The organism is Streptomyces sp. CNB091, assembly GCF_000377965.1.
Genome location: NZ_KB899017.1, coordinates 1 through 22,348, shown reverse-complemented (window position 1 = coordinate 22,348; position 22,348 = coordinate 1). Strand labels below are relative to the sequence as shown.

23 protein-coding genes, 3 tRNA genes and 2 pseudogenes are annotated in these 22,348 nt (G+C 68.8%); 8 read left to right on the top strand and 20 right to left on the bottom strand.

What is annotated here, in order from left to right:
• Position 1: 1 nt before the first annotated feature.
• A complete protein-coding gene (locus tag D581_RS0134430) occupies positions 2-1,555 on the bottom strand; it encodes an MFS transporter (RefSeq protein WP_018961665.1) in 1,554 nt (517 codons plus the stop codon).
• Between the two features lie 89 nt (positions 1,556-1,644).
• Between D581_RS0134430 and D581_RS0134425 the strand changes: the two genes are divergently transcribed.
• Entirely contained in the window at positions 1,645-2,307 is a 663-nt protein-coding gene (locus D581_RS0134425) for a TetR/AcrR family transcriptional regulator (protein ID WP_018961664.1), read from the top strand.
• 76 nt (positions 2,308-2,383) lie between these two features.
• On the opposite strand, the gene D581_RS0134420 is transcribed toward D581_RS0134425, so the two are convergent.
• The 10 genes and pseudogenes from D581_RS0134420 to D581_RS1000000142395 all read right to left on the bottom strand — a co-directional run bounded on the left by D581_RS0134420 (position 2,384) and on the right by D581_RS1000000142395 (position 10,211).
• Positions 2,384-2,869: a nuclear transport factor 2 family protein gene (locus D581_RS0134420; RefSeq protein WP_018961663.1), complete on the bottom strand. Its 486-nt coding sequence runs from the start codon at positions 2,867-2,869 to the stop codon at positions 2,384-2,386.
• Positions 2,870-2,879: 10 nt separating this feature from the next.
• On the bottom strand, positions 2,880-3,134 hold the full coding sequence (locus D581_RS0134415; RefSeq protein ID WP_018961662.1) for an acyl-CoA carboxylase subunit epsilon: 255 nt from the start codon (positions 3,132-3,134) through the stop codon (positions 2,880-2,882).
• 31 nt (positions 3,135-3,165) lie between these two features.
• A complete protein-coding gene (locus D581_RS0134410) occupies positions 3,166-4,713 on the bottom strand; it encodes a carboxyl transferase domain-containing protein (protein WP_026291166.1) in 1,548 nt (515 codons plus the stop codon).
• Between the two features lie 407 nt (positions 4,714-5,120).
• Positions 5,121-6,395, bottom strand: a complete 1,275-nt coding sequence (locus D581_RS0134405) for an MFS transporter (protein ID WP_018961660.1) — start codon at positions 6,393-6,395, stop codon at positions 5,121-5,123.
• Positions 6,396-6,405: 10 nt separating this feature from the next.
• Positions 6,406-6,549, bottom strand: a pseudogene (locus D581_RS1000000141055) (alpha/beta hydrolase); the annotation flags it as partial.
• A 179-nt stretch (positions 6,550-6,728) separates the two neighbouring features.
• Positions 6,729-6,896: pseudogene (locus tag D581_RS1000000140375) on the bottom strand (biotin carboxylase N-terminal domain-containing protein); the annotation flags it as partial.
• Positions 6,897-7,141: 245 nt separating this feature from the next.
• Positions 7,142-7,783: a response regulator transcription factor gene (locus D581_RS01000000138140; RefSeq protein WP_486585915.1), complete on the bottom strand. Its 642-nt coding sequence runs from the start codon at positions 7,781-7,783 to the stop codon at positions 7,142-7,144.
• 685 nt (positions 7,784-8,468) lie between these two features.
• The gene (locus D581_RS1000000142405) at positions 8,469-9,062 is read right to left on the bottom strand and encodes an aldehyde dehydrogenase family protein (protein WP_018961656.1); all 594 of its coding nucleotides are present in this window, start codon (positions 9,060-9,062) and stop codon (positions 8,469-8,471) included.
• Between the two features lie 78 nt (positions 9,063-9,140).
• Positions 9,141-9,953 carry an aldehyde dehydrogenase family protein gene (locus D581_RS1000000142400; RefSeq protein WP_018961655.1) on the bottom strand — a complete coding sequence of 271 codons (813 nt, stop codon included), beginning with the start codon at positions 9,951-9,953 and terminating at the stop codon, positions 9,141-9,143.
• Positions 9,954-10,010: 57 nt separating this feature from the next.
• Positions 10,011-10,211, bottom strand: a complete 201-nt coding sequence (locus D581_RS1000000142395) for a heterodisulfide reductase-related iron-sulfur binding cluster (protein WP_486585914.1) — start codon at positions 10,209-10,211, stop codon at positions 10,011-10,013.
• 199 nt (positions 10,212-10,410) lie between these two features.
• Between D581_RS1000000142395 and D581_RS0134380 the strand changes: the two genes are divergently transcribed.
• From D581_RS0134380 to D581_RS0134370, 3 genes are all read left to right on the top strand, one after another.
• A complete protein-coding gene (locus tag D581_RS0134380) occupies positions 10,411-10,959 on the top strand; it encodes a TetR family transcriptional regulator (RefSeq protein WP_018961654.1) in 549 nt (182 codons plus the stop codon).
• Positions 10,960-11,535: 576 nt separating this feature from the next.
• The gene (locus D581_RS0134375; protein WP_026291163.1) at positions 11,536-11,817 is read left to right on the top strand and encodes a type II toxin-antitoxin system prevent-host-death family antitoxin; all 282 of its coding nucleotides are present in this window, start codon (positions 11,536-11,538) and stop codon (positions 11,815-11,817) included.
• On the top strand, positions 11,814-12,077 hold the full coding sequence (locus D581_RS0134370; protein ID WP_018961652.1) for a Txe/YoeB family addiction module toxin: 264 nt from the start codon (positions 11,814-11,816) through the stop codon (positions 12,075-12,077). The genes D581_RS0134375 and D581_RS0134370 overlap by 4 nt, the downstream gene beginning before the upstream one ends.
• A gap of 47 nt (positions 12,078-12,124) precedes the next feature.
• Here D581_RS0134370 and D581_RS1000000141485 read toward each other — a convergent pair whose 3' ends face one another.
• The 5 genes from D581_RS1000000141485 to D581_RS1000000140365 form a co-directional block, all read right to left on the bottom strand.
• Positions 12,125-12,427 carry a hypothetical protein gene (locus tag D581_RS1000000141485; RefSeq protein WP_158688661.1) on the bottom strand — a complete coding sequence of 101 codons (303 nt, stop codon included), beginning with the start codon at positions 12,425-12,427 and terminating at the stop codon, positions 12,125-12,127.
• 529 nt (positions 12,428-12,956) lie between these two features.
• Positions 12,957-14,747, bottom strand: coding sequence for a hypothetical protein (locus D581_RS1000000139070; RefSeq protein ID WP_158688660.1), 1,791 nt, complete (start codon positions 14,745-14,747; stop codon positions 12,957-12,959).
• 66 nt (positions 14,748-14,813) lie between these two features.
• On the bottom strand, positions 14,814-15,221 hold the full coding sequence (locus D581_RS0134360) for a PIN domain-containing protein (RefSeq protein ID WP_018961650.1): 408 nt from the start codon (positions 15,219-15,221) through the stop codon (positions 14,814-14,816).
• Complete coding sequence (locus D581_RS0134355; protein WP_018961649.1) at positions 15,218-15,451, bottom strand: type II toxin-antitoxin system VapB family antitoxin; 234 nt, start codon at positions 15,449-15,451, stop codon at positions 15,218-15,220. The genes D581_RS0134360 and D581_RS0134355 overlap by 4 nt, the downstream gene beginning before the upstream one ends.
• Before the next feature lie 423 nt (positions 15,452-15,874).
• Entirely contained in the window at positions 15,875-16,396 is a 522-nt protein-coding gene (locus tag D581_RS1000000140365) for a catalase-related domain-containing protein (protein ID WP_486585913.1), read from the bottom strand.
• A 224-nt stretch (positions 16,397-16,620) separates the two neighbouring features.
• Between D581_RS1000000140365 and D581_RS0134350 the strand changes: the two genes are divergently transcribed.
• Genes D581_RS0134350 through D581_RS0134340 form a run of 3 tightly spaced genes read left to right on the top strand, consistent with a single transcriptional unit; the run spans position 16,621 to position 19,052 of the window.
• Entirely contained in the window at positions 16,621-17,052 is a 432-nt protein-coding gene (locus D581_RS0134350; RefSeq protein WP_018961648.1) for a hypothetical protein, read from the top strand.
• 48 nt (positions 17,053-17,100) lie between these two features.
• Entirely contained in the window at positions 17,101-18,540 is a 1,440-nt protein-coding gene (locus tag D581_RS0134345) for a hypothetical protein (RefSeq protein WP_018961647.1), read from the top strand.
• Positions 18,537-19,052, top strand: coding sequence for a hypothetical protein (locus D581_RS0134340; protein WP_026291161.1), 516 nt, complete (start codon positions 18,537-18,539; stop codon positions 19,050-19,052). Before D581_RS0134345 ends, D581_RS0134340 begins: the two co-directional genes overlap by 4 nt.
• A gap of 739 nt (positions 19,053-19,791) precedes the next feature.
• Here the strand turns inward: D581_RS0134340 and D581_RS0134335 are convergent.
• The 3 genes from D581_RS0134335 to D581_RS0134325 form a co-directional block, all read right to left on the bottom strand.
• Positions 19,792-19,868, bottom strand: a tRNA-Ile gene (locus D581_RS0134335).
• 233 nt (positions 19,869-20,101) lie between these two features.
• Positions 20,102-20,174, bottom strand: a tRNA-Asn gene (locus tag D581_RS0134330).
• A 5-nt stretch (positions 20,175-20,179) separates the two neighbouring features.
• Positions 20,180-20,252: transfer RNA gene (locus D581_RS0134325), tRNA-Asn, on the bottom strand.
• A 182-nt stretch (positions 20,253-20,434) separates the two neighbouring features.
• Between D581_RS0134325 and D581_RS0134320 the strand changes: the two genes are divergently transcribed.
• Complete coding sequence (locus D581_RS0134320) at positions 20,435-20,740, top strand: YtxH domain-containing protein (RefSeq protein WP_018961645.1); 306 nt, start codon at positions 20,435-20,437, stop codon at positions 20,738-20,740.
• 8 nt (positions 20,741-20,748) lie between these two features.
• Here the strand turns inward: D581_RS0134320 and D581_RS0134315 are convergent, their stop codons facing one another.
• Positions 20,749-22,206 (bottom strand): NF041680 family putative transposase, encoded by a 1,458-nt coding sequence (locus D581_RS0134315; protein WP_018957419.1) that lies wholly within the window; start codon positions 22,204-22,206, stop codon positions 20,749-20,751.
• Between the last annotated feature and the right edge of the window lie 142 nt (positions 22,207-22,348).

Sequence of the window (22,348 nt, the reverse complement as noted above, 5' to 3'; positions counted from 1 at the left end):
GTCACTCCTTCTCGTTCGCGGCGGTTCCGGCCGGCTGCGGGGCGGGCGCCGGGTCCTCGCGGTGCGCGGGCCGGGGGCCGATCAGACGGTGGACCGCCAGGGCCGACACCGCGCACAGGGCCGCGACCGCCCACAGCACGACATGCCAGGCTTCGGTGTACTTCGCGGTCAGGAACTCGGTGCGGCCCTCGCCCAGGTCGCCGGCGGCGATCCGGCCGGCCACCTCGCGTCCGCCCACGGACGACTGCATCAGGGTGATCAGGAGGGCGCCGAAGATCGCGAGGACCAGGGCGTTGGCACCGCCGCGCATGGTGTTCAACAGCCCCGACGCCATGCCGACCCGGTCGGGGGCGACGTGTTCCATCGCCTGCGCGTCGATGAGGGCGGCGGCCAGACCGTTGCCGACGCCGATCAGCACCAGCGGTCCGACCAGGTCGGCGATGCCCGAACCGGGGGCGAGAACGGTGAGCCAGGCGTTGCCGCCGGCGATCAGCCCGATCGCCAGGATGATCAGCAGCCGGGGCGGCGTGCCCTGGTTGACCAGCTTTCCGGCCACGGGAGGCACGAACAGGACCGGCAGGGTCATCGCCAGCATCATGGTGCCGGCGTCTCCGGCGGAGTAGCCGCCCGCACCCTGCAGGTACGTCGGCAGATAGACCAGGACGCCGACCGTGCCGACGGCCGTGGTGAGCGCGGCCAGCAGCCAGCCCGTGAACGGACCGCCACGGAGCAGGTCCAGGTCGAGGACCGGCGTAGGGGCGCGCCGCTCGACGACGACGAACAGCGCGAACATCAGCAGACCGGCGCCGACGCAGCCCAGCACCTTCGGGCTGGTCCAGCCGGACGAGGCCACCAGGTTGGTGCCGTACATCAGGCCGATGATGCCGAGCATGAAGGTCAGGCTGCCGGCCAGGTCGAACCGGGAGCGCTGCTCGGCCGCGGACTCGGACATGAACAGCGTGCCCGCCACGAGCAGCACGCCCGCGGCGGCGAACGCGGCGAACATCTCACGCCAGCCGACGGTGCTCACCAGCCAGCCCGCGAAGGTCGGTCCGAAGGCGAGACCGACCCCCACGGTGGTTCCGACCATGGCGAAGGCCCTGATCCGGGCGGCGCCCCGGAAGGTGCTCGCCAGGATGGCGCCCCCGCCCGCCATCACCCCGGCGGCCCCCACCCCTGACAGGGTGCGGGCCGCGTCGAGGACCAGCACGTGCGGGGCCAGAGCGGCGCCGAAGGTGCTGAGCGCGTAGAGCGCGGCCCCGACCCGGAAGATCCGGCGTCGGCCGAAAAGGTCACCGAGTGATCCCGCGACGAGCATCAGGCACGAGGCCGCGAGGAAGTAGCCCGTGACCACCCATTGCAGGGCACCGCCGCTGCCGCCGAGGTCGGCGGCGATGCGGGGCAGCGCGACGCTGGTGCCGGACATGGCCATCGGGACGATCAGATAGCCGAGGAGGACGGACCCGAGGGTCAGCCCGGCCTTGACCCTCCCGATGGGAGGAGGAGGCGCCCCTGGGGGCAGCTCGGTGCCGTCGAGCTTCCGTGATTGGCTCATAAAGGTAAAGTACAAGCTGTATGGGAGCAAGTAAAGTATGCGTTGTAAGGGCAGGGAGCTAACGCAGCGGTTCACGAGGAGGCGCCACGATGACCGACACCGGACAGCCCGGCCGAGCACGACCTCGCAAGGGATACCCCGCGAAACGGCGGGCCATCCTGCGTGCGTCGCGGAAGGTATTCGGCCAGGCCGGCTACGGGGGCGCGAGCATCGACGAGATCGCCGCCAAGGCGGGTGTCTCCACCCGCACGATCTACAACCACTTCGTCAGCAAGGAGGAGTTGTTCGCCACCGTCGTCACGGACAGCACCGAACAGGTGGCCGCCTCGCACGAGGCGATGACCCTGCGCCACCTCGGCGGCGTCTCGGCCGGCGATGACCTGGAGGCCGACCTGATCAGGCTGGCCAGGGACTGGGTGCGGCCCCGACCGGAGTTCACCGACCACTTCGCGATCGTCGGCCGGATCAGCACCGCCGGCGACGACTTCCCGCCTCATCTGCGCGAGACCTGGCAGAAGGCGGGACCGCTGCGCGTCCAGCGCATCCTCGCCTCCTGCATGGCCCGGCTCGCCGAACGCGGCTTACTGCGGGTCCCCGACGCCGACTTCGCGGCCCAGCACTTCGTGGTGCTCGTGACCAACACCTGGGGCCGGGGCCCGGCGGGTGCGGACGCGATGTGCGAGGAGGAACTGGTCGCCATGGCGACGGCCGGCGTGCGCGCGTTCCTGTACGGGCACCTTCCCCGGAGCTGAGGCGGCACGGGGGGCGCCGGCCGCGCCCCCCACCCGCCCGGCCCCGGCCCGCCCCCGCTCCCCGGCAGCCCCCGGATCAGTGACCGGCGGCCGGCCGCTGCCCGGCGTGCCACACCAGGTCGAAGGCGAACCTCCGGATCCGCCAGCCGGCGCCGGTGCGTACGAGGTCGGCCTCGTAGTGGCCGCCGATCTCGAAGTGCTCGGCCCCCGGCTCCTCACGCCTGCTGACGTGCACGGCCCTCAGGTGCGCCCGTACCCGCGCCCGGTCGTGGTCGCCGTCCGGGTAGAGCTGGACCTCGTAGTTCCCCGCGAGGTGATGGGTCCGCTCGAAGTTCGTACGAGCCATCCGCTGGAAGCCCGCCAGCCCCTCGAAGCCCTTGTACTCACCGAAGGGAAAGGCGAGATGGACGTCCTCGGTGAAGACCGAGCCGAACCAGGTGTCCTCGTGGCGGCTCCGGTCGAGGTGGATGACGTAGAGGTCGCACACCTCGGTCACCTCGGCGCGGTCGGTGAGCCGCAGTACCCGGGTGCGCAACTGGTCGAGTTCGTCGTGCGTGGTCATGACAGTCCTCTCAGAGGGTGCGGGCACGGTGGTGGGCGGCGGCGGAGCGCCAGCCGTGCGGGGCCACGTAGGCAGCGGTGCGCTCCGGCCGCTGCCACCGGGCCGTCGCCCGATGGCGGCGGGACAGGTCGTCCGGCTCGACGCCGGCCGCGGCGGCCCGGGACAGCAGGACAGCTGTGAGGGCGGCCAGTTCCTCGGCGTCGGGAGCGCCCCGCTCGATCCGGAACAGGTTGCTGGGGGCATCCACGTCGGCAGCGTGACGCATGGTCGGCTCCTCCTGGCGGCAGGGGCGGACATCACTGGGGCGGGTTTCCGTGCTTGCGGTGCGGCAGGTCGACGTCCTTGTCGACGAGCATGGACAACGTTCGGCAGAGCGCCGAGCGCGTCTCCCGTGGGTCGATCACGTCGTCGACCAGGCCGCGCTCCGCGGCGTAGTACGGGTGGACCAGTTCGCGCCGGTACTCCTCGATCTTCTCGGAGCGTGTCGCGTCCGGGTCCCGCGCGGCGGCGATCTCACGGCGGAAGACCACGTTGGCCGCGCCCTCGGCGCCCATCACCGCGATCTCGTTGGAGGGCCAGGCCAGCGCGACGTCCGCGCCTATGGACCGCGAGTCCATGACGATGTAGGCACCCCCGTAGGCCTTGCGGAGCACCACCGAGATCCGCGGAACAGTCGCGTTGCAGTACGCGTAGAGCAGCTTGGCGCCGCGCCGGATGATGCTGTCGTGCTCCTGGTCGACACCCGGCAGGAAGCCCGGCACGTCGACGAGGGTCACCAGCGGGATGCTGAAGGAGTCGCAGAACTGCACGAACCGCGCCCCCTTCTCGCTGGCCCTGATGTCCAGTGCGCCCGCCATGAACAGGGGCTGGTTGGCGACGATGCCGACGACGTGGCCGTCCTGCCGGGCCAGCGCGCAGACGATGTTGGGCGCCCAGGAGGCGTGCACCTCCATGAACTCGCCGTCGTCGACGACCTCCTCGATCACCGCACGGATGTCGTAGGAGCGGTTGCCGTCGGCCGGAACCAGGTCGAGCAGCGCGTCGCAGGGCCGGTCCACCGGGTCCTCACCTCGTACCCGGGGCGGCAGTTCCCGGTTGTTGGAAGGCAGCAGGGACAGCAGGTAGCGGACCTCGGCGAGGCAGGTCTCCTCGTCGTCGTAGACGAAGTGCGCCACACCCGAGACGCCGGCGTGCACGTCCGCGCCGCCCAGTTCGTTCTGCGTGACCTGCTCGCCGGTGACGGCCTGGACCACGTCGGGGCCCGTGATGAACATCTGGGAGATGTCCCGCACCGCGAAGACGAAGTCCGTCAGCGCCGGCGAGTACGCGGCGCCTCCGGCACACGGACCGAGCATCACGCTGATCTGCGGGACGACCCCGGAGGCGCGGGTGTTCCGCCGGAAGATCCCGCCGTACCCGGCGAGTGCCGAGATGCCCTCCTGGATCCGGGCGCCGGCTCCGTCGTTGAGCGAGACGAGAGGGGCACCCGCGGAGATCGCCATGTCCATCAGCTTGTGGATCTTCTGGGCGTGGGCCTCGCCCAGGGCGCCGCCGAAGATGCGGAAGTCGTGGGCGTAGACGAAGACGGTGCGCCCCTCGACGGTGCCCCAGCCGGTGACCACACCGTCGGTGTAGGGCCGCTTGGCCTCAAGGCCGAAGCCGACCGCCCGGTGCCTGCGCAGCGCCTCCACCTCGGTGAAACTCCCCTTGTCGACGAGGAGTTCGATGCGCTCGCGCGCGGTCAGCTTGCCCTTCGCGTGCTGTCGTTCGGTGGCCTTCGGATCAGGGCCCCGGTGGGCTTCCTCCTTGACCCGGAGCAGTTCGTCGAACCTGTCGGTCGTCATGGCCTCGGCCATGTCTCCCCCTGTCGTCGTGGTCGGGACGGGCTTGGTCCGGGCCGGCCGGGTGCCGGCACCGCCGTGCACAGGGCCGGCCCGGCCCCGCCGAGCAGCTCGGCCGCCTGACGGCCCGGAAGTGCGGGAACGCGTGGGGCAGTTCGCGCCGAACGGATCGGGCGGGGCCGGTGCCGGCGGCGAGGGCCCCGGCGGCCGTGTGGTCCGGGCAGCCGGGCAGATCCGCCACCGACCAGCCCCGCGCGCCGGCCGAGCGGCCTGAGACGTGGTGTACGCCCAGGTAGGGGGCCGCGGCGGCCGGCGGCACCCGTGTTCCCTCAGGCGTCTCCAGCGCCCACAGGTGCACGTCGTCGGCCGGCGCCTCCCCGCGGGGCCGACGGGGAGATCCCGTGGGCGGGTCATGTGCCGTTCTCCGTCGGGTGCACGACCTTGGACGTGGGGACGGGCCGCGGGTCCGGCGCCGGTCGGGACCGGCGCTCCACGACCAGGGCGACCAGCGCGGCCGCCGTGGAGACGAGGCCACCGACGACCAGCCCGGAGCGGGCGCCCAGGGCCTCGGCGAGGAGGCCCACCAGCAGGGCGCCCAGCGGGGTGGAGCCCTGGAGGATCAGGGTGTAGAGGGCCATCACCCGTCCCCGGTAACCGGGATCGCTGCCGAGCTGGATGCGGTGGTTGGCGGCCTGCACGAAGTAGATCGACGCGAAGCCGGTGAGGCCCAGCAGGACCACGGCCGAGGTGAAGCCGGGCGCCCCGCCCGCCGCGGTCTCCAGCAGGCCGAAGGCCAGCGCGGACACCAGGACCGTGCGGGCCGGTGGCCGGCCCCGGCGGCCGGTACCGGCCAGCGCGGCCAGCAGGGAGCCGGCCGCCAGCGCCGAGGTGAGCAGCCCGAAGGAGGTGGCGTCGGCGTGGAAGACGGTCTTCGCCATCAAGGGGAGGGTCAGCTGGAAGTTGAGACCGGCCAGGCCGATCACCGCGACCAGGAGCGTGGGCGACAGCAGATCCGGCCGGCTCGCCACGTACCGGAGGCCGTCGAGGACACCGCCCCGCCCGGCGGGCCGCTCGTGCCGGTGCAGCTCGGAGGTGCGCATCAGCCGCAGACCGACCACCGTGGCCAGGTAACTCACCGCGTTGAGCAGCATGACCGGGCCGGGCCCCAGCACGCCGATCAGCAGTCCCGCCAGGGCCGGTCCGGCCACCCGGGCCGTGTTGAAGTAGGCCGCGCTGAGCGCGGAGGCGTTGGGCAGCAGCCGGGTGCCGACCAGTTCGCTGACGAAGGCCATCCGGGCCGGTATCTCGAAGGCGTTGACCGTGCCGAGGGCGAGCGCGAACAGGTGGATGTGCCACAGCCGGGCCCCACCGGTCAGTTCCAGCGCCGCGAGTCCCAGGGCGAGCGCGAGGGAGACCAGGTTGGCGACGGTGAGCAGCATCCGCTTGTCGTAGCGGTCGGCGAGCCGCCCGCCGTACAGGGTGAACAGCAGCAGCGGACCGAACTGCAGTGCCGTGACCACGCCCAGGGCCGCGGCCGAGTCGTCGCTGAGGGCGAGGACCATCCAGTCCTGGGCCACGACCATCATCCAGGTGCCCGCGGCGGACACGAGCTGGCCGGCCGCGAAGAGACGGAAGTTGCGCACCGACAGGGAGCCGAACACCGTGGTCAGATGCCGTCTGAACATGCCGCCGCCCTCAACGTCCGGGCGGAGCGCTCTCGCGCAGGGCGAGGCACTCCTCCAGGAAGCCCAGAGCGCGCAGGCGGTACGAGCGGGCGGCCCAGCCCAGGCTGACGTTGTGTCCGCCGCCCGGGAGCCGGTCGATCGTCACGGAGCGTGCGTCCGCGCCCGGACGTTGACGTAGTGGCCTCGGGGACAGCTGGAGGAGGTCGCGGTTCCCGGGCTCCATCGTGGCCTGCGTGTGGCCGTCCGCGGTGGCGGCCGAGCGGGCCGGCCAGGCCGCCCGTTCCGGATCGGTGCCCGGCCGCGGCGGCGGCGCCAGGGCGGCGGGCGCGGTCACGGCAGAGCCCCCTCGCCGCCGTCGGCCTGGAACGCGACCGTGCGCCGCAGCGCCTCGTTCCGGTCCGGCTCGGCGTAGACCGCGACACTCGCGATCCCCGCGTCCCGGCACGCCCGAGCAACGCGGACAGCGATTTCGCCACGATTGGCGATGAGCACCTTGCGCACGATGACTCCCTCATCCGGCTGAACGGACCGTCCCTAGAGAGTGCTTCGTGCTGTGGCGCGCCTCAAGCGGCGCGACTTCAGGAGTTCGACAGGTTTACGCAGCAACGTGCGGCGTTCTGCGCAGAAGTTCAGGAGAACCTCAGAGCGCCTGCAGGAGGCCCGCCCACCCGGTGCGGACCGCTGCTGTTGCTGCGGCCGCCGCAGCAGCAGCCGATCGAGCGGATCGACTCCGAGCCCGGGGCTCCTCAGTCACCTCGGCCGAAGCTGAATCCGACGCCCCTGACCGTGACGACCCAGTTCCTGTTCCCGAGTTTGTTCCGCAGACTGCTGACGTGGGTGTCGACCGTCCGCCGGGACCACGAATCACCCCAGACCTGGTGAATGAGGCGTTTGCGGGGAATGACGGTGTCCGGCTCGGAAGCGAGCAGGTACAGCAGGTCGAACTCCTTGCGGGTGAGCTCGATGCGCCGATCGTGCAGCGTGACCCTGCGCGTGTCGGCGTCGATTTTTAACGGTCCGTGGCTGATGGACCGGATCAGCGGATCCTGAGTCTGGCTCCGCCGCATGACCGCTTCCACGCGAGCCATCAGTTCGCGGAAACCGTACGGCTTGACAAGATAGTCGTCGGCCCCCGCCTGCAGGCCGAGCACACGGTCGAGTTCCGATCCCCGGGCGGTGACGATGATCACCGGGACGTCACACGTCGATCTGATTCCGCGACAGACCTCCAGGCCGTCGAGGTCGGGCAGTTCCAGGTCGATGAGGACGAGATCAACGTCCCCGTAGCTCTGCAGTGCCTCGCCCCCGGTCGTCACGCTCTGGACGCTGCACCCCTGCCGCCGCAGCGCGCACACGAGCGCTTCCGCGTCCTTGGCACTCCCCTCCACGACGAGGACCCGCTGTGCCGTGGCCGGGCGAGGTGTTCGTCCCGTCCGACCGCCTGCGGCCAGCGGGTCGGCGACGGCCTCTCCCCGTTGTCGTGGCAGTAGCTTGTGAAGCTCCAGCAGTTCTGTCCGACGTTGTTCCATGGTGCCCCCGACCATCCAACGCGTTAGTCCAGGCTGCTCACAAAGAGCAACGATCATGGCAATCTACGAACCGCAGATCCGGTTTGTCAACGGCGTTCCAAAACGGCGACACGATCGACACATCCGCCCAAACCCCGGGATACACAACGAAGTTGCCCGCGAGTTGCAGGCTCGCCAACGGCGCGAGAACAAGCATCCGCGTCGACCGTCGGCCGCCGGAGCCCTCTGCCGACCTCGGGAGGAACCGAATACATACCTCCCGGTCTGTTTCCGTCCGCCCATGGGAGGTGCGCAGAGGTACCGGGTGAGCGCGGAACGCCCTCCTCGCAGTCCAGGTCACAGCCTCGCAGGAAACGCCCCCGACCCATGAAGACCCACATCCGCCACACCTCCGTGAGGCGAATACCTCACGCAAAACGCCCCAGGAAAACGCGTTTCCCCAGGTCAGAACGGCTCTGCCTGGGGACGCCCGGTGGGGCGGGTGGGACTCGAACCCAAAACGGTGACGCGTCTGGCGGTGGCCGGGCCGTCGCCCCCGGTGGATTCAGCTCGGCTTCCCGGCGGAACCGTCCACCTCCTGAGGTACGTTCCACGGGTTGGTGCGCCGGAGCGGCACGGGGAGAAGCGCGTCGGGCATGTTCTGGAAAGCCACCGGACGCATCCAGCGGGCGACGGCCCTGCTGCCGACACTGGTGTGCAGGGGCGACGTGGTCGCGGGCCACGGTCCTCCGTGGTGCATGGCGGCGGTCACCGCGACGCCGGTGGGCCATCCGTTCCAGATCAGACGTCCGGCCCGCAGCCCGGCCATCAGGCCGTGCAGAAGGTTCTCGTCATCCTGCTCCTGGCCCTGAACGGTTGCCGTGAGACCACCCGGCAGCATGCGCAGCGTTTCCAGTAGATCCTCGGTACTCGCGTAAGTGATGACGAGTGAGGCGGGACCGAAGCATTCGCGCAGCAGTTCGGGACACGCCCGCAGGTCGTCGGTGGTGACGGTGAGCAGAGCAGGTGCGGAGGCCCTGGGGTCCTCGGGCTCCTCCGCAAGGTGCAGGACGCCCACGGCGGGGTGGGCGGCGAGTTCCTTGAGGGTGGAGCGGTAGGCGGCGCTGATCCGGGGACCGAGGAGGGGGGCCGAGGGCACCGCCGCTATCTCCCGGCGCAGGTCGTCGTCCAGCCCGTGGCCGGTCGGCAGGAAGAGCAGACCGGGCTTCGTGCAGAACTACCCCTGTCCCAGGGCGACCGAGGCGACGTACTCGCGGACGATGTCCGCGCCGCGCGCCGCGCAGGCCGCCGGGGTGACCGTCACGGGGTTGAGGGAACCGAGTTCACCGTAGAAGGGAATGGGGTCGGGACGGCTGTTGGCAAGGTCGAACAGGGCTCGGCCGCCGGAGGTGGAACCGGTGAAACCCACCGCTTTCACTGCGGGGTCGGTGACCAGACTCCGGCCCGCTTCGCGGCCGTGCACGACGCTCAGGACGCCCGGGGGCAGGGCCTCGGCCGCCAGTTCGGCGGTCAGGTCGGAGAGCCGGGGGTGCCCTTCGTGTGCTTTGACCACGACGGGGCAGCCCGCGGCGAGAGCGCTGGCGGTGTCACCGCCCAGTACGGAGAAGGCGTACGGGAAGTTGGAGGCCGAGAAGACCGCCACGGGACCGAGCGGCACCAGCATGCGGCGAATGTCGGGCCGGGGTGCGGGCCGGGCCGCCGGGTCTGCCTCGTCGATCAGGACATCGAGGAACGCGGCGGATTCGACCGTGTCGGCGAACATTTCCAACTGCGCTTGTGTGCGCCGGATTTCCCCCTTCAGTCGTTCGACGCCGAGTCGGGTCTCGTCCTCGGCGACGGCCGCGAGGTGGGCGGCGTTGTCACCCAGCACGTGGGACAGGCCGCGCAGCAGAGACGCGCGTACGGGAAGGGAAAGGGCCGCGAGACCGGGAGCGGCCGCGTGGGCACTCGCCGCGGCGCGGGCTGCGGTCGTCGTGCCGTCGGTGGCCGGGGCCGCGTCCTGGGACGGAGCCGGGTCGGGGGAAGACATGAGCTGCCTCTCGGTGAGCGGGGCGGGGTGCGGGGGCGGGGGCGGGGGCGGGGGGGTTCACACCGGCTGGTGATCGGACGCCCGCGCCAGCAGTTCGGCAAGGTGTACGGCCTTGACCTTCGACCGGGAGCGGCGCAGGCCGGCACGCAGTTGGCGCAGGCAGCCCGGGTTGACCGCGGCGACGTAGTCGACGCCCGCGGCTTCTATCTCCTGGATCTTGGCCGTGAGGATGCGGCGGGACTCGCGCGGGCGGAGCAGGGAGTAGGTGCCCGCCGGGCGCCCGCCCGGGACCAGCCCGGCTCACACGCCCGGAACAAGCCCGGCTCGCGCGCCCGGAACCAGCCCGGCTCGCGCGGCCTGCCAGACTTGCTTCATGGCGGCACCCACGAACAGGACAGAGTCCTCTGAACCCACCGCAGTGGTACCCGACCCACCACGCGTCGCCTGGCGCAAACTCATGAGGCAGCGCGTACTGGACGCCGCACGTGAGCTGACATGCGCCTCGGGCTGGGATCAGGTGAGCCTGTCCGCCGTCGCCGCTCTGGCGGAGGTGTCCCGCCCGTCCGTCTACAAGGAGTTCGGAAACCGGGCCGGCCTCGGCCGCGCCCTCGTGCTCCGGGAGACCCAGCAGTTTCTGGGAGACGTCGCCCTGACGCTCTACCCGGGCCGGCCCGACACGCGTGCCTCGCTGGAGGAGGCCATCCACTACGTCCTCACCGAGGCTCACCGCAACCCGCTCATCAGCGCTGTCGTGACGGCGGCCCGGGAAGGATCCGACAGCCTGCTGCCCTACCTCACCGCGCGCGCGGACCCGATATTCGACGGGTCCACGCGCCTGCTGCGCCAATGGTTCACCGAGCGCCTCCCGGAACAGGACGAGGAGCTCATCGCCGTGGCAGCGGACATCGCCGTACGGATGACCATCAGCCACCTCGTCCTCCCCGGCGCAGCTCCCCGCCCGACCGCGGAACGCCTCTCTCTGGCAGTGCTGAAGGTCTTGCGATGACGCCCGTTCGGAAGCTCCCGCTCTTCAACGACGGCGGCTCCATCCTCATGAGGGCCTTATGATCCTGCTCGATCCGACTCCAGCGGGTCGCGGTGCAGCGTTCGCTGCACCGACCCGAGAGGCACATGAGACCGCATCCGGGCCGTCCGGTCACGTCCCTCTCAACCGCACCGAGCGGAAGTCTCGCTTCCGGCCGGGAGGCCGACCAGAGAATCTGAGACATCGGCCAGCCGAACGTCCGGCACAACCATCAGTAACGTTCGTCGAACGTCACCGAAACCTGCCGCAGGCGCGGGTCGAGGAGCACGCCGCCCAACTGGGGCCCGCCTCGAACGCCGCCAACTCCGCGCAGACGGAGTCCGCTACCACCGTGTCCGTAAGTGATCATTCCCGAGTTCGCGACGATCACGCTCATGGAGCGGGTCGACCGCGAAAACGACGAGGTCACCACACCAACTGAGCCGCCTGACGGGCTCTGCCGCACCCCGATGCCACCGAAGGCCGAACCGCATGGCCGTCGGGAGGCGGGTCGCGATCAGCGCACGGGGATCCTCTCTGTACGTTATCGTGTACGTCATGAAGACGATGAGTGTCACCGAGCTACGCGCGGGCATCGCCGACGCCCTCGACGCGGTGGAGAACGACGCCGAGGAGCTGGTCATCACCCGGACTGGCCATGAGCCGATGGTCGTCGTCTCGCTCGCCGAGTACGAGGCACTGAAAGAGACCGATTACCTGCTGCGGTCGCCCGCGATGGCCGAGCGCCTGCGCAGGTCCATCGAGCAGGACCGGGCCGGCCAGGGTGCACTTCGCGAGCTGGTGGATCCCGATGACGGGGCCGGGCGAGGCGCCGCGTGAAGGTGCTGTTCGTCGACGACGGCTGGAACGATTACCTGTGGTGGCAGGGGAACGACCGCAAAATACTGAAGCGCATCAACCAGCTGATCGCCGACATCGACCGGGGCGGCCACGAAGGAATCGGCAAGCCCGAACCGCTGAGGAACGACCTCTCCGGCTACTGGTCGCGGCGCGTCAACTCCGAACACCGACTGGTGTACCGCATCGATGAGAACGCCATCATCCACGTGGTGGCGTGCCGCTTCCACTACGAACGGTGAACCAGGCGCATACCCACGGGCCATGCCTCGGCTCTTGGCAGCGCCCATCAGCCTTCGCAGGACGCAGGCGCGGGCTCACGATTGGTCGAGTCCGCACTGGCGCCGCCTTCAGCGTCCGACTGTGGGCTCACTGATGCCTGAGCAACCGTCTCCGTCACAGCCTGCTTCCACAGGCTCTTGAAGCGATTGACTTCGCTGGAGACGTCGTCGCATCGGGCGGCTCCGGCCAGAGCGGCAACGATGAGCTCAAGTCGGCCAAGGTCCGGGAGGTCGGGCCGTTGAAAGACGTTGAGGACCGACTGATGGTTCACGATCCAGTAGTCCTGTGCGTCCCGTCCGATGTGGTTCATCGCCAGGGTGGCCGCTTGGGCGCCGCCGTGACGCTACTTACGACGCGCGACCTGAGCGAGCAGAGCCACCACCGTTGCGGCACCGGCGTAAGCGGCCGGCCGGTCGCAGCTGGGGCCGACACAGAGTGAAAGGCTTGCGGCTGGTGGAGCAGCCGCAAGCCCGGACGCACGAAGCCCCTCACCGTCCACACCTGGGGTGGGCCCTTCGTCGCGCTTGAGCCACCGAAGCTCCCACGAACAGCGCTCCCCCCTTCCTCAAGGAGCTCATACGCGCCAGCTGCGGTCAGTCGCCCGGCACCATCGGGAATCAAAGCCTTCACGCCGCTCATGCTTCTCAGCAACGAGCGTCTGCGTCACGGCAAGGACACAAGCGTCCTCCCGCCGCGCAACGCGCTCGGCCTGCACCCGCGGAGACGAAGACGGCTCCGTCGGCAGGTAGTCCCGGAACCACCTGCCAGACCGGCTCAGGTTCACCCACCGCCGGTGATTACGTCACGCAATCGCGACGGTGATGCATCTCCCACAACGGTCACTCATCCGAGACGCCCCCCTCCGTGTCGCCTGTCTCCTCGGCCGATGGAGCGAGGAATAGCGTGCAGAGCCTGTCGAGGATCCAGGTTCCGCTGTTCAGCGTCGTACCGTCGATCGTCACCGGGTGCACGAGCATTGGAGTGGCGGCGAAGACGGCGAGAACGGCTTCCTGGACTCCGAGGACCGGGGCAAGACGCTCGTAGAGCCGGAGAAGCTGCGCCGCTCCCCGCGCGAGGATCTTGCCCTCGTAGTGCCACTCCGGAGAATTTTCCCGCTCCTTCGCGAGTACGCCGAGGCCGGCGGCGACGAGGTACGGGTTCCAGGCGTCGGGGTGCGAATTCAGCCAGGCGACCGTGGCCGCCAGCTCGTCGCCCTCGACCGCTGGGAGGGGATCCGCGGCCCTCGGAGCAACTAGGGGTTCCGGCAGTGCGTCCCTGAGCTGCGGAAGACCCGTCTCCATCGGGTCGCTGTCCAGGAGGTTGTAGAACAGTGCCCGCGTCATGGCTGCCGGCCCTTGCCCCGTGATCGCGGTAAAGGGCTTGAGCTCCCAGCCGGGGTCGGCGGTTGCCCGCTGCGCGTCGGTCTCGAACCGGTTGACGGCGTGCGTGGTCATGTGAGCGCGTGGAGCCCGAGGGTTCCTCTGTGCAGCCTCAGCCGCCGCACGAGTAGCACGCCAGACGAGGTTGTAGATCTCACCGAGCGGCCTGTGCTCGGCCACCTTGTACGCGGCTTCGGAGAGCCGGGCAGCGTGGTTCTCAAGTACAGCGGGCAGGTTGAGGTCGTCGAGCCGGTTGGTGAAGTAGCGGAGAGCCTCCTCCGCGATGAGCTCCCGGGCGACGGCCAGCAGATCCTCTTGACGGCCTTCACTCATCCCGGCGGGCGCCAGAGCGGCGGCGAGATGAGCATCGAGCTCCTCGACGGCCTTGCCCGCGCTTGTACCGTGGGGTGCGTAGTAGTGGGCGGCCAGCGGGTAGAAGCTGCCTGACAGTCGAGGCGTGTCGATGGCGTCCAGATCGCCCTCGGTCTCGCGCAGGGCTTCCTCGAAGGTCGCCGGCTGCCAGACGAACGCGGTCGCAGGGCTGGAGGCATGGATCCTGAGAAGATCGGCCCGGACCAACGCGCCAAGGAGCGAGCCGACCTTTCCGCTGTCCGGATGGAGCGGGTCCGGCCAGGAGCCCACCGCGGTGATGGGAGAAGTCGACGGGGCGTACCGCAGCAGGGCCAGTGCGCCGACCATCTCCCGTACCCCCGAGGCCGGCACTCCCCCGTTCGAAGGGAAGACAGCGGCGTACTCCTCAGCGATGACGTCCCGCTGGAGCCGCTTCCAGCGTGCGTGGCCGGATTCGACGGCGTTCCGCTTTTCGGCCTTCGCCCTGGCGGCTTCACGCTTGGCCTTCCGCGCCGGATCGCTGATGACGCGCACGGCAGAGGTCAGCGACTCGTTGCAGTCGGCGCAAGCGGGGTCGGAGCCGTCACAGACCTGCTGAAAGGCGGCTCGGGAGGTCAGGCTCAGCGAACCTCCGCACTGCGGGCACACTCGTCCGACCACCACGGCTCGGACACCGGCTGCGGCAACGGCATAGATCTGATGACCCCAGCCTGCGGTGTCGATGTCCTTGGCCTTCTCACACCAGACCGGAGTGCCGAGCTCGGGCGCGAAACCGGCGAGCGCCCAATACCGCTCCCCGATCGCCACCAGTTCCGCGTCGGCTCCGTCGAGGGGGACAATCGCAGGAACGAGCTGGGCAAGATCATTTACAGCCGGTCGCGGCCTGGGAACGTCACTCACACCTCGCACCTTACGACCACCGTCGGCCGCGACGTAGCCGGTTCCGGTGGGCTGGGTGTGACGACATCAGGCGCGTACGTCTCGCTGCTTCAGTTCCTTGAGGACCGCCGCCACCGTGGCGAAGTCGTTGTCCACGTGGAGCACCGTGTGCCCATGATGGACCGCTGTCGCACACACCACGAGGTCGATGGCTCCGGCGGCCCGGTGCTGCGCCCGCTGGGTGAGCTTGTACTGCGCGGTGTCGACCCAGCGCCGAGCGTTCTTGGGGACCGGCGAGAGATGACAGAGATCATCCAGCTCTTCTGCCAAGTCGTCCCGATGCGCCGGGCCAGTGGCCGAGTAGAGGAACTCCGCCTTCGTGGGTTCACAGACATGGAACACGCCGGCAGCGATGTGGCCTTCCCAGAGCCGCAACGCGCTCGGGGTACGGAAGAGGTACCACAGGGCGGACGTATCGAGGAGGTACGTGATCACTCGAAGGCTGCCTGCCGTGCACGCTTGGCCGCTGTATGCGCCGCGGCCGCAGCCTCGAACTCGCCCCGCTCACCTCGCGCCGCAAGCTTCTCGGCGGCCTCCAGCCGCTTGACGCGCGCCACATAGTCCCGCAGAGCTCCGTTGACCGTCTCCTTCTTCGTCGACGCACCCATGAGCCGCATCGCCTCGGCCAGAGCCTCGTCATCGAGATCGACCTGGGTCACAGACATACCGGCCACCCCTCCACCTCTAGAAGTCCACGATGTACATAAGCGTGATACTTCACCAACATTCCCGAGCGCCGACGTAGGACGCGGAGGAGGCTCGGAGGGGGCGATGGCACGCCGATGCGGGGCGGTCGAGCGGAGCGCGGCACTCCCCCAACGGTCGTGGGACCGTTCCACGACGCCCCCACGGAGACGTCGCCACAAAACACCAGACCAAAGCCACCCCAGAGATCACCTTCGGCCTGCGAGGGCCCGCGTTCACCACACCCCAGAGACGATCGCCACACCTGAAAACATCCCCGGATAACGCGTTACCCCAGGTCAGAACGATTCTGCCTGGGGTACGAAGTGGGGCGGGTGGGACTCGAACCCAAAAGCGTGACGCCTCTCACCTGCGGAAACACCACAGAGGCGGACATTCACATCCTACTGAATCCTGCTGCATCGGCCTCGATCCCGGGCAACGGCAATGTCGTGCGGTACGTGCGGTACGTACCGCACGGCTATGTGACGGCCCCTGCGCCTGTAGTGGCCACTCAGGGCATCTACCGCGAGGCAGGCAATCGCGCGGCTCACCCGCAGCGCATGCCGCAGACTCCGTTGCCCCCTCCCCTTGCCAGGTGCAGTCACACTCCGTATCGACCGGGCACCGGGAGCCGCAGGCGTATCGGTTAGCCTTCCGCCCCCATCCGCCGGCATGGGGCCTGGGGTGGGTTGTTGGGCGGTGTGTTCGCGGGCGTCAGGTGACGTTGGTACCTGGGCGACCTTGTCTCCGGTAGAGCGGTTGCTGTTCCGCCAGTATCGGACCGCGCGATCCAGGACCGGGCGGGAGACGCCGTTAAGGAGGTGGCGGGTCACGTTGCTAACCAGGACTTTGCGGGTGTCGTCGTAGAGGACCTTGCGGACCATGTTGCCGGCCTGGGTGAAGTCGTCGCCCGCGGAGTGCAGGGTTCAGGCAATGTCCTGTGTCACCACCCGCCGCATCTCGAGGTGACCTCACCCCCAGTGCGGCAGCCATTGGCCATGAGCCGCCTGCGCAGCTCTCCCGATCGAGCCGTGCAGGACAGCCACACGTCAGACACTCGGCAGCGAGCTTTTGGCCAGGCACCAACTGTCGCCTGAGCCACAGCATTCCGTATGTTCATGGGTAACGATCACGCTGATGGGGGGCCATGGCCTGGGACGAGTGGAAGCAGATCAAGAACGATGTGGCCGCCGAGCGCACGGACTCCATGCGGCTGAACAAGCTCGACCCGGGGGGAGGCGGCGGCACCCCGGATCTCGCCTCAAGCCCGCAAAAGAAGCAGGCGGCGGCGAAGGCCATCAACGAGGATCTGGAACCCAGCGTCGAGAGGGATGGCAAGCACGCCACCGAGAGCGTGACAGCGGTGGTCAAGGAGTTCGGTGCCAGGGACGGGCACGGCTGGGACACTTCGGGTGCGTTGAGGAAAGCGCACAGGACGTGGGAACAACAGGTCAAGGCGCTGCTAGGTCGAATGGCTTGGGAGAAGCACGCCCTGAGCAAAACGGGCATCGACCTCCAGAACGACGACATCGGCATCGGCTCACAACTGGCTCCGCCGTCGCCGATCGACAACTACTGACCAGCCGACCGACCGCCCGGGGGATGCGTGCCGACCTATCACGAAGTGATGAGCAGCGACCTGTCCAAACTCGCCGACGCCGCCGACAAGTGGGTAGAGATGGCGGGCAAGTTCAAGTCGATCGAGAAGCAGTACGAACGCGATGTCTATCGCATCTCGCTCGGACGGTCGTGGGTCGGCCAGAGCGCCGATGCCGCGAACTACAGGTTCAGCGTGACGCTCAAGGAGCTGCAAGGGGCTCAGAAGGAGGCCAAGGCGATTGCGTCCATCCTGCGGGATTCACACACCCAGCTGGCCGCCCTCCGTGGCAGGGTGAACACCGTATGCAGTGACGCCATCAAGGACGGCATGCGTATCTCCGACCAGGGCGTCGTTTCGTTCGATACAGAACAGCTCAGCCAGAGTGCACGCACTGCGTACGCGCATGACCCCGCCTACCAGGAAAGCGTGCGCGCTCAGGTGGCCCGGTGGGCCGATCTCCTCCACCGGGCGGTCCAGGCGGTCACTGACGCCGACGACGGCATCAGGCTCGCCCTCGCGGCCGCCGTGGTCGACTCCGACATCATGGACGGGACCATGAACGGCTTCAACAGAAGCCCTGCAAGAAGCCCTTATCCCTCCCTGGAGGAGGCTGGCAAGGCCGCCAACATGCCGAAGGGGAGGGCCGCCGTGGCGGAGTGGTGGCGTGATCTCGATCCGGTTACGCGCGGCATCCTGCTGCGGGAGCGCGGCAACGACCTTCGAGAAGCAGGGATCATGGCCCCGCTGTACGAGTGGAGGCCGGCCGACGCGGGCTCGGGACCATTCGACACGGAGGCTCCCACCGCTCACGACCTCTGGGTCCTGACGCAAGCTCAAGCCATCGCCACAGGCGGCGATGTCACAGGAGAGGTCGCGGCATCCCGCAACATGCAGCACTATCTCAGTGGCACCGGCGAGCCGCTCGACCTCGATGTCAACCGCATCCTGCACGACGATTCCGGATTCCGGACCGACGTGGGCACGCTTCACATCGCCGAGAACCAGGAAGCATGGCGTCAGAAGGCCCTTGATGAGTTCGAGAAGGCCGGCGGCGACAGGACGGTCGTCGTTCCCGTGGAGAGCCAGGCGATCGGGCGGACCTTCGGTGAGGACGAATGGTTCCACGCGGTCGGGTCGCACCAGCAGAACGTGTCGGGCATGGTCACCGTCAGTCCGGGCGACGGTAGCAAGCCACAGGTCTCGCTCGACTACCAGGTCAACGTGTGGGACCGGTACAACTGGGACTCAGGAAAAGCGACGACGTTCCCCGGTGGTGTCACCATTCCCGACGATGATATGGGGCGACTGCACAAGGTGGGCTTCGCCCAGGAATTCGACATGCGCGGTAGCAGCAGCACCTACACCCAGGATCTGGACAGTGGCTCAGCCCCCGGGGTGACACCGGCGGACCCCGGGCTCGAAGGGTCCCGCGGGGACGTCTCGCGCGGCGACGAGGAGAACCGGTGAACGACCGATCTGCCCTGAGGCCACGGCTGCTCGCGGCCCTCGGGGCCGCCCTGCTGCTCACCTCCTGTTCTAGTGCCGACGGGGATGATCACCGGACGACAGACGGGCGCACCTCACGCTGGGGAAAGGCCCTGGGCGCCCCGGAGGCATCGGCGTTCATGCAGCTGGAGGTGCCCAAGAGAGCGACGGAGGTGAAGGGCGCCGTGCAGATCAACCCTCAGGAGGACATCTACCTGCTCTCCTTCGTCACCGACGAGAAGACCGCGGTACGAGTGGCGGAGGACCTGCGTCCCGAGAAGCCCCTGCGCGCCAGGAACGAGAACCCCCCGACCCCCACGGAGCTCTTCGGACATCTCGGCCTCGCCGAGCCTCAGAGCAAGAAGGGCGTCCGTTGGGCCGGAGTCTGCCCGCCTTGCGTGGGAGACAGTCGCCGGACCGAGGTCCAGTGGATCGAGATCCACGTCCTCGAACTGGATGCCGGCACAACCCGGGTGTACTTGCAGGCGTTCTGACCGATCGGGAGACGCCTGGGCCGCCTCGGAGCCCGGGACCTGGCGGCCGGCTCGCGTGAGCCTTCCTGTCTTCGCCACGAGGACGAGCATCCCTGCTGCTGGGCACTGTCACTTCCTAGCAGTACGCGGTCACGCCAGCGGCTTCGAGCGCATCGACCTGGTGCGTGGGCCGGTCACCGCCCACGAGCACCGGCACCGGCACCGGCATGAGGACAGCGTCTGTTGCCCGTCGGGCAAGGCCCCGTCCCCATTTGGCGGGTAGGCGCCGACTGCACCCCTGAGGCGGGGACACCGCGCGTCACTGCCTGAAACCCGCGCCCGGCGGACACGGCGCCAGCGCATCCACCTCGATGAAGGTGCGGCGCACTCCCCCGGCGCCGGCCTACGCGCCCGGGACGTTGGGGCCGTCGGCACCCCGCCGCCTTGCCGGACGAAGCAACCGCCGGTCCGGTCCGTCCCAACTCATCCCAGTGCCTGACGCCTCAGCCACATGCTGACCACAAGCATTGAGCACTATTCGGACTCCAGCGACTGCCGGAGAACGCGCCGCGATGAGCGGACTCAAACCGACCAGCAGCCGTGGGATCGCGCCACGACGCCCCCTCAGGCACCTACCGTAAAGGACCAGGTCAGACGCACCTTAAGTGCGCTGCAACAGTGCGACAGGGGTCAGTACCGCACGGATAACCGCCGCAAAATCCGCGTTTCCCCAGGTCAGAACGATTCTGCCTGGGGACGCTGGTGGGGCGGGTGGGACTCGAACCCACGGCCGACGGATTATGAGTCCGCTGCTCTAACCGGCTGAGCTACCGCCCCGTTTCGGCGTGGCGCGTACAAGTGTGCGCACCGTCTGCCGCAGCATAGCCGGTCATACGATCTCTCGCTTCGGATGGCCGACTTCACCTGATCTTGAGACGGCGCTGCGTGCTGCCCGGTTGCAGGGGAGATCGAGGAGACCCGAAAGAGTCACTCCGAAGCCCCTCGGGAGCCCCGGGAAGACGTCGGCCGGGCACGCGAAAGAGGACCCCGAAGGGCCCTCTTCCGTTCCGCTCCCCCGACTGGACTCGAACCAGTAACCCTCCGGTTAACAGCCGAATGCTCTGCCAATTGAGCTACAGGGGATCGCGCTCCCCCGACTGGACTCGAACCAGTAACCTGCCGGTTAACAGCCGGCTGCTCTGCCAATTGAGCTACAGGGGATTGCTGCGTCGCTGCGAAATCGTACCTGCCTGGCGGCTGCCGGGCGGCGCGCGTTCGCTGCGACACATACATTAGCGCAAGCAGGGGGGTGCTCCGCCAATCGGTAACGCCCGGGGTGATCTCGGGTGGTCGCGGGTAGGCGGGCTGCACACGTCGCACGAAGCGTAGGAAGGGTGGCAGCCATGCGGTACCGGCTCACGTTCATCGCCGGAGTGGCCCTCGGTTACGTGCTCGGCACGCGAGCCGGGCGCGAGCGTTACGAGCAGTTGAAGAAGTCGGCCCGGCAGTTCACGGAGAACCCCGCCGTGCGCAACGCCGCCGAGAGCGCCGCGCACAGCGGACGGGACTTCGCGGGCAAGGCGTACCACTCGGTCAGCGACAAGGTCGGGGACAAGGTGCCCGCCTCCGTCGCCGAGCGGGTCCGGTCGCTGCGGGACCGCAGCGGTCAGAACGGCTTCGAGGACGACTGGGGGACCACCAATACCTAGCTTGATCTTTAACCTGTGCGGCGTGGACGTGGGTCCGTTGACTTCTTCGTTCGTCGTTTCGCGGAGCCTGGTTTGCCGACCGTGTGCACGTCGTGGCGTGGGGTGGGCCGGGTGTTCTTGCTTCCGGGGGGCCGGCCAGGTCCGGGGCGGGAGGCTTTCGGTGCTCCGGCTGGGCAGTGGGCCTTCGGGCGGAGGTGCCGAAAGTCGCGGCGGACGCGGGCAGGGGTGAGCCTGTCGGGCGGGGCCGGTTTTTCCCACGGACGCCGGAGGTCGGCTGCCAGCGGACGGGCGAGACGTAGCTGGGTGAAGACCGCGAGGATCAGCCAGGTCCAGCGGTCGGCTGCTTCGGGGGTGCGGATCTTCGGGCAGGTCCAGCCGAGTGTTTGCTTGAACAGGCGGAAAGTGTGCTCGATGTCGAAGCGTCGCAGGAATGTCTGCCAGAGCATGTCGACGTCGGACTCACAGGCGTCGGTGCCCGACCACCACAGCCAGACGGGCTTCGGTGTGGCGCCGCTGGGAAGGTGCTCGACGTGCAGGCGGATCACGGTGCCCTCGATGACCGGCAGTGCACCGAGCTGGGAAGTCCAGGCCGAACGGTGGGTCAGTCGAGGATGGAGTCGGTCCCAGGCCCTGGCGGTGGCCGTTCCGTAGAGGCGGGTTGTGGTCATCGTCTGCGCGTCGGGTGTGCCCCAGGTGGCCGGGTCGCCGAAGACGAATTCGCCGCCATGACGAGGAGGGCGGCCGCGGGTGCCGGGCTCGCGGGGTGGGACCGCGCGTCGCAGGACGCGGTCCGAGCGCATGCGTCCCAGTACCTGCACCGGGAGATCTTTCAGGAGGAAGGCCAGGCGGGGAACGTCGTAGCCGGCATCCACCACGACCAGGATCTCCGGATCGCCGTCCGTCCACTGCCCGGCCGCGACCAGTCGCTCGACGAGCTCGCGCATCTGCCGGGCCGTGACAGTGGCAGCGTCGTCACCCGGCGCCAGACGTAGTGCGTCCAGCGGTGCGGTCCAGGAACTGCGGCCCGTCTCAAGTGCGCAGATCACCGAGTAGGGCCAGCCGGGAACGGGAATGTGCTGGTCTTTTCCTCGTCCGTAGGTGTGGCACAGGATCCGCTGTGGCGAGGTGTGCGCGCTGGGTCGCAGCCAGCAGGTGAGGTCGGCGGCCAGGACCAGCCGGCCGTCCGCCGCCCGCGGCAGAGGCACCGCGGCCAGGGCCCTTCGCAGCCGGGCCACATCGACCCGGCCCGCAGACAGGGCATCGTAGAGCCCGCCGTGCCCGCGACGGTGTTCACCGACAAGGGACAGCTCTACCAGCGACCGGACCGGACCGTCCGCGCACAACACCGCGTCCGCGAGTTCGAACAGTGCGTCCGCACGCTTGGTCAGACAGGAGTAGAACTCACCCCGGAAGCGTGACAGTCCCGCAAACGGATCCTGCCGGACAGCGTGATGCGACAGACTCATCCTCACGGCCTTCGTGCTGAGCTTGTGTGTTCCTTGGTCGGATCACATGCTCAGCCGAAGGCCGCCTGCACGCCCGGCAGTTACCGATCCGAGTGATCAAGTACGACGAACCGTTCGGATCTCTAGGTTAAAGATCAAGCTA

Coding starts and splice junctions, on each gene's coding strand:
- D581_RS0134430 (WP_018961665.1), bottom strand. CDS start 1,555: ATGAGCCAATCACGGAAGCTCGACGGCACCGAGCTGCCCCCAGGGGCG.
- D581_RS0134425 (WP_018961664.1), top strand. CDS start 1,645: ATGACCGACACCGGACAGCCCGGCCGAGCACGACCTCGCAAGGGATAC.
- D581_RS0134420 (WP_018961663.1), bottom strand. CDS start 2,869: ATGACCACGCACGACGAACTCGACCAGTTGCGCACCCGGGTACTGCGG.
- D581_RS0134415 (WP_018961662.1), bottom strand. CDS start 3,134: ATGCGTCACGCTGCCGACGTGGATGCCCCCAGCAACCTGTTCCGGATC.
- D581_RS0134410 (WP_026291166.1), bottom strand. CDS start 4,713: ATGACGACCGACAGGTTCGACGAACTGCTCCGGGTCAAGGAGGAAGCC.
- D581_RS0134405 (WP_018961660.1), bottom strand. CDS start 6,395: ATGTTCAGACGGCATCTGACCACGGTGTTCGGCTCCCTGTCGGTGCGC.
- D581_RS1000000142400 (WP_018961655.1), bottom strand. CDS start 9,953: ATGTCTTCCCCCGACCCGGCTCCGTCCCAGGACGCGGCCCCGGCCACC.
- D581_RS0134380 (WP_018961654.1), top strand. CDS start 10,411: ATGAGGCAGCGCGTACTGGACGCCGCACGTGAGCTGACATGCGCCTCG.
- D581_RS0134375 (WP_026291163.1), top strand. CDS start 11,536: ATGAAGACGATGAGTGTCACCGAGCTACGCGCGGGCATCGCCGACGCC.
- D581_RS1000000141485 (WP_158688661.1), bottom strand. CDS start 12,427: ATGAACCACATCGGACGGGACGCACAGGACTACTGGATCGTGAACCAT.
- D581_RS0134355 (WP_018961649.1), bottom strand. CDS start 15,451: ATGTCTGTGACCCAGGTCGATCTCGATGACGAGGCTCTGGCCGAGGCG.
- D581_RS0134350 (WP_018961648.1), top strand. CDS start 16,621: ATGGCCTGGGACGAGTGGAAGCAGATCAAGAACGATGTGGCCGCCGAG.
- D581_RS0134345 (WP_018961647.1), top strand. CDS start 17,101: ATGAGCAGCGACCTGTCCAAACTCGCCGACGCCGCCGACAAGTGGGTA.
- D581_RS0134320 (WP_018961645.1), top strand. CDS start 20,435: ATGCGGTACCGGCTCACGTTCATCGCCGGAGTGGCCCTCGGTTACGTG.
- D581_RS0134315 (WP_018957419.1), bottom strand. CDS start 22,206: ATGAGTCTGTCGCATCACGCTGTCCGGCAGGATCCGTTTGCGGGACTG.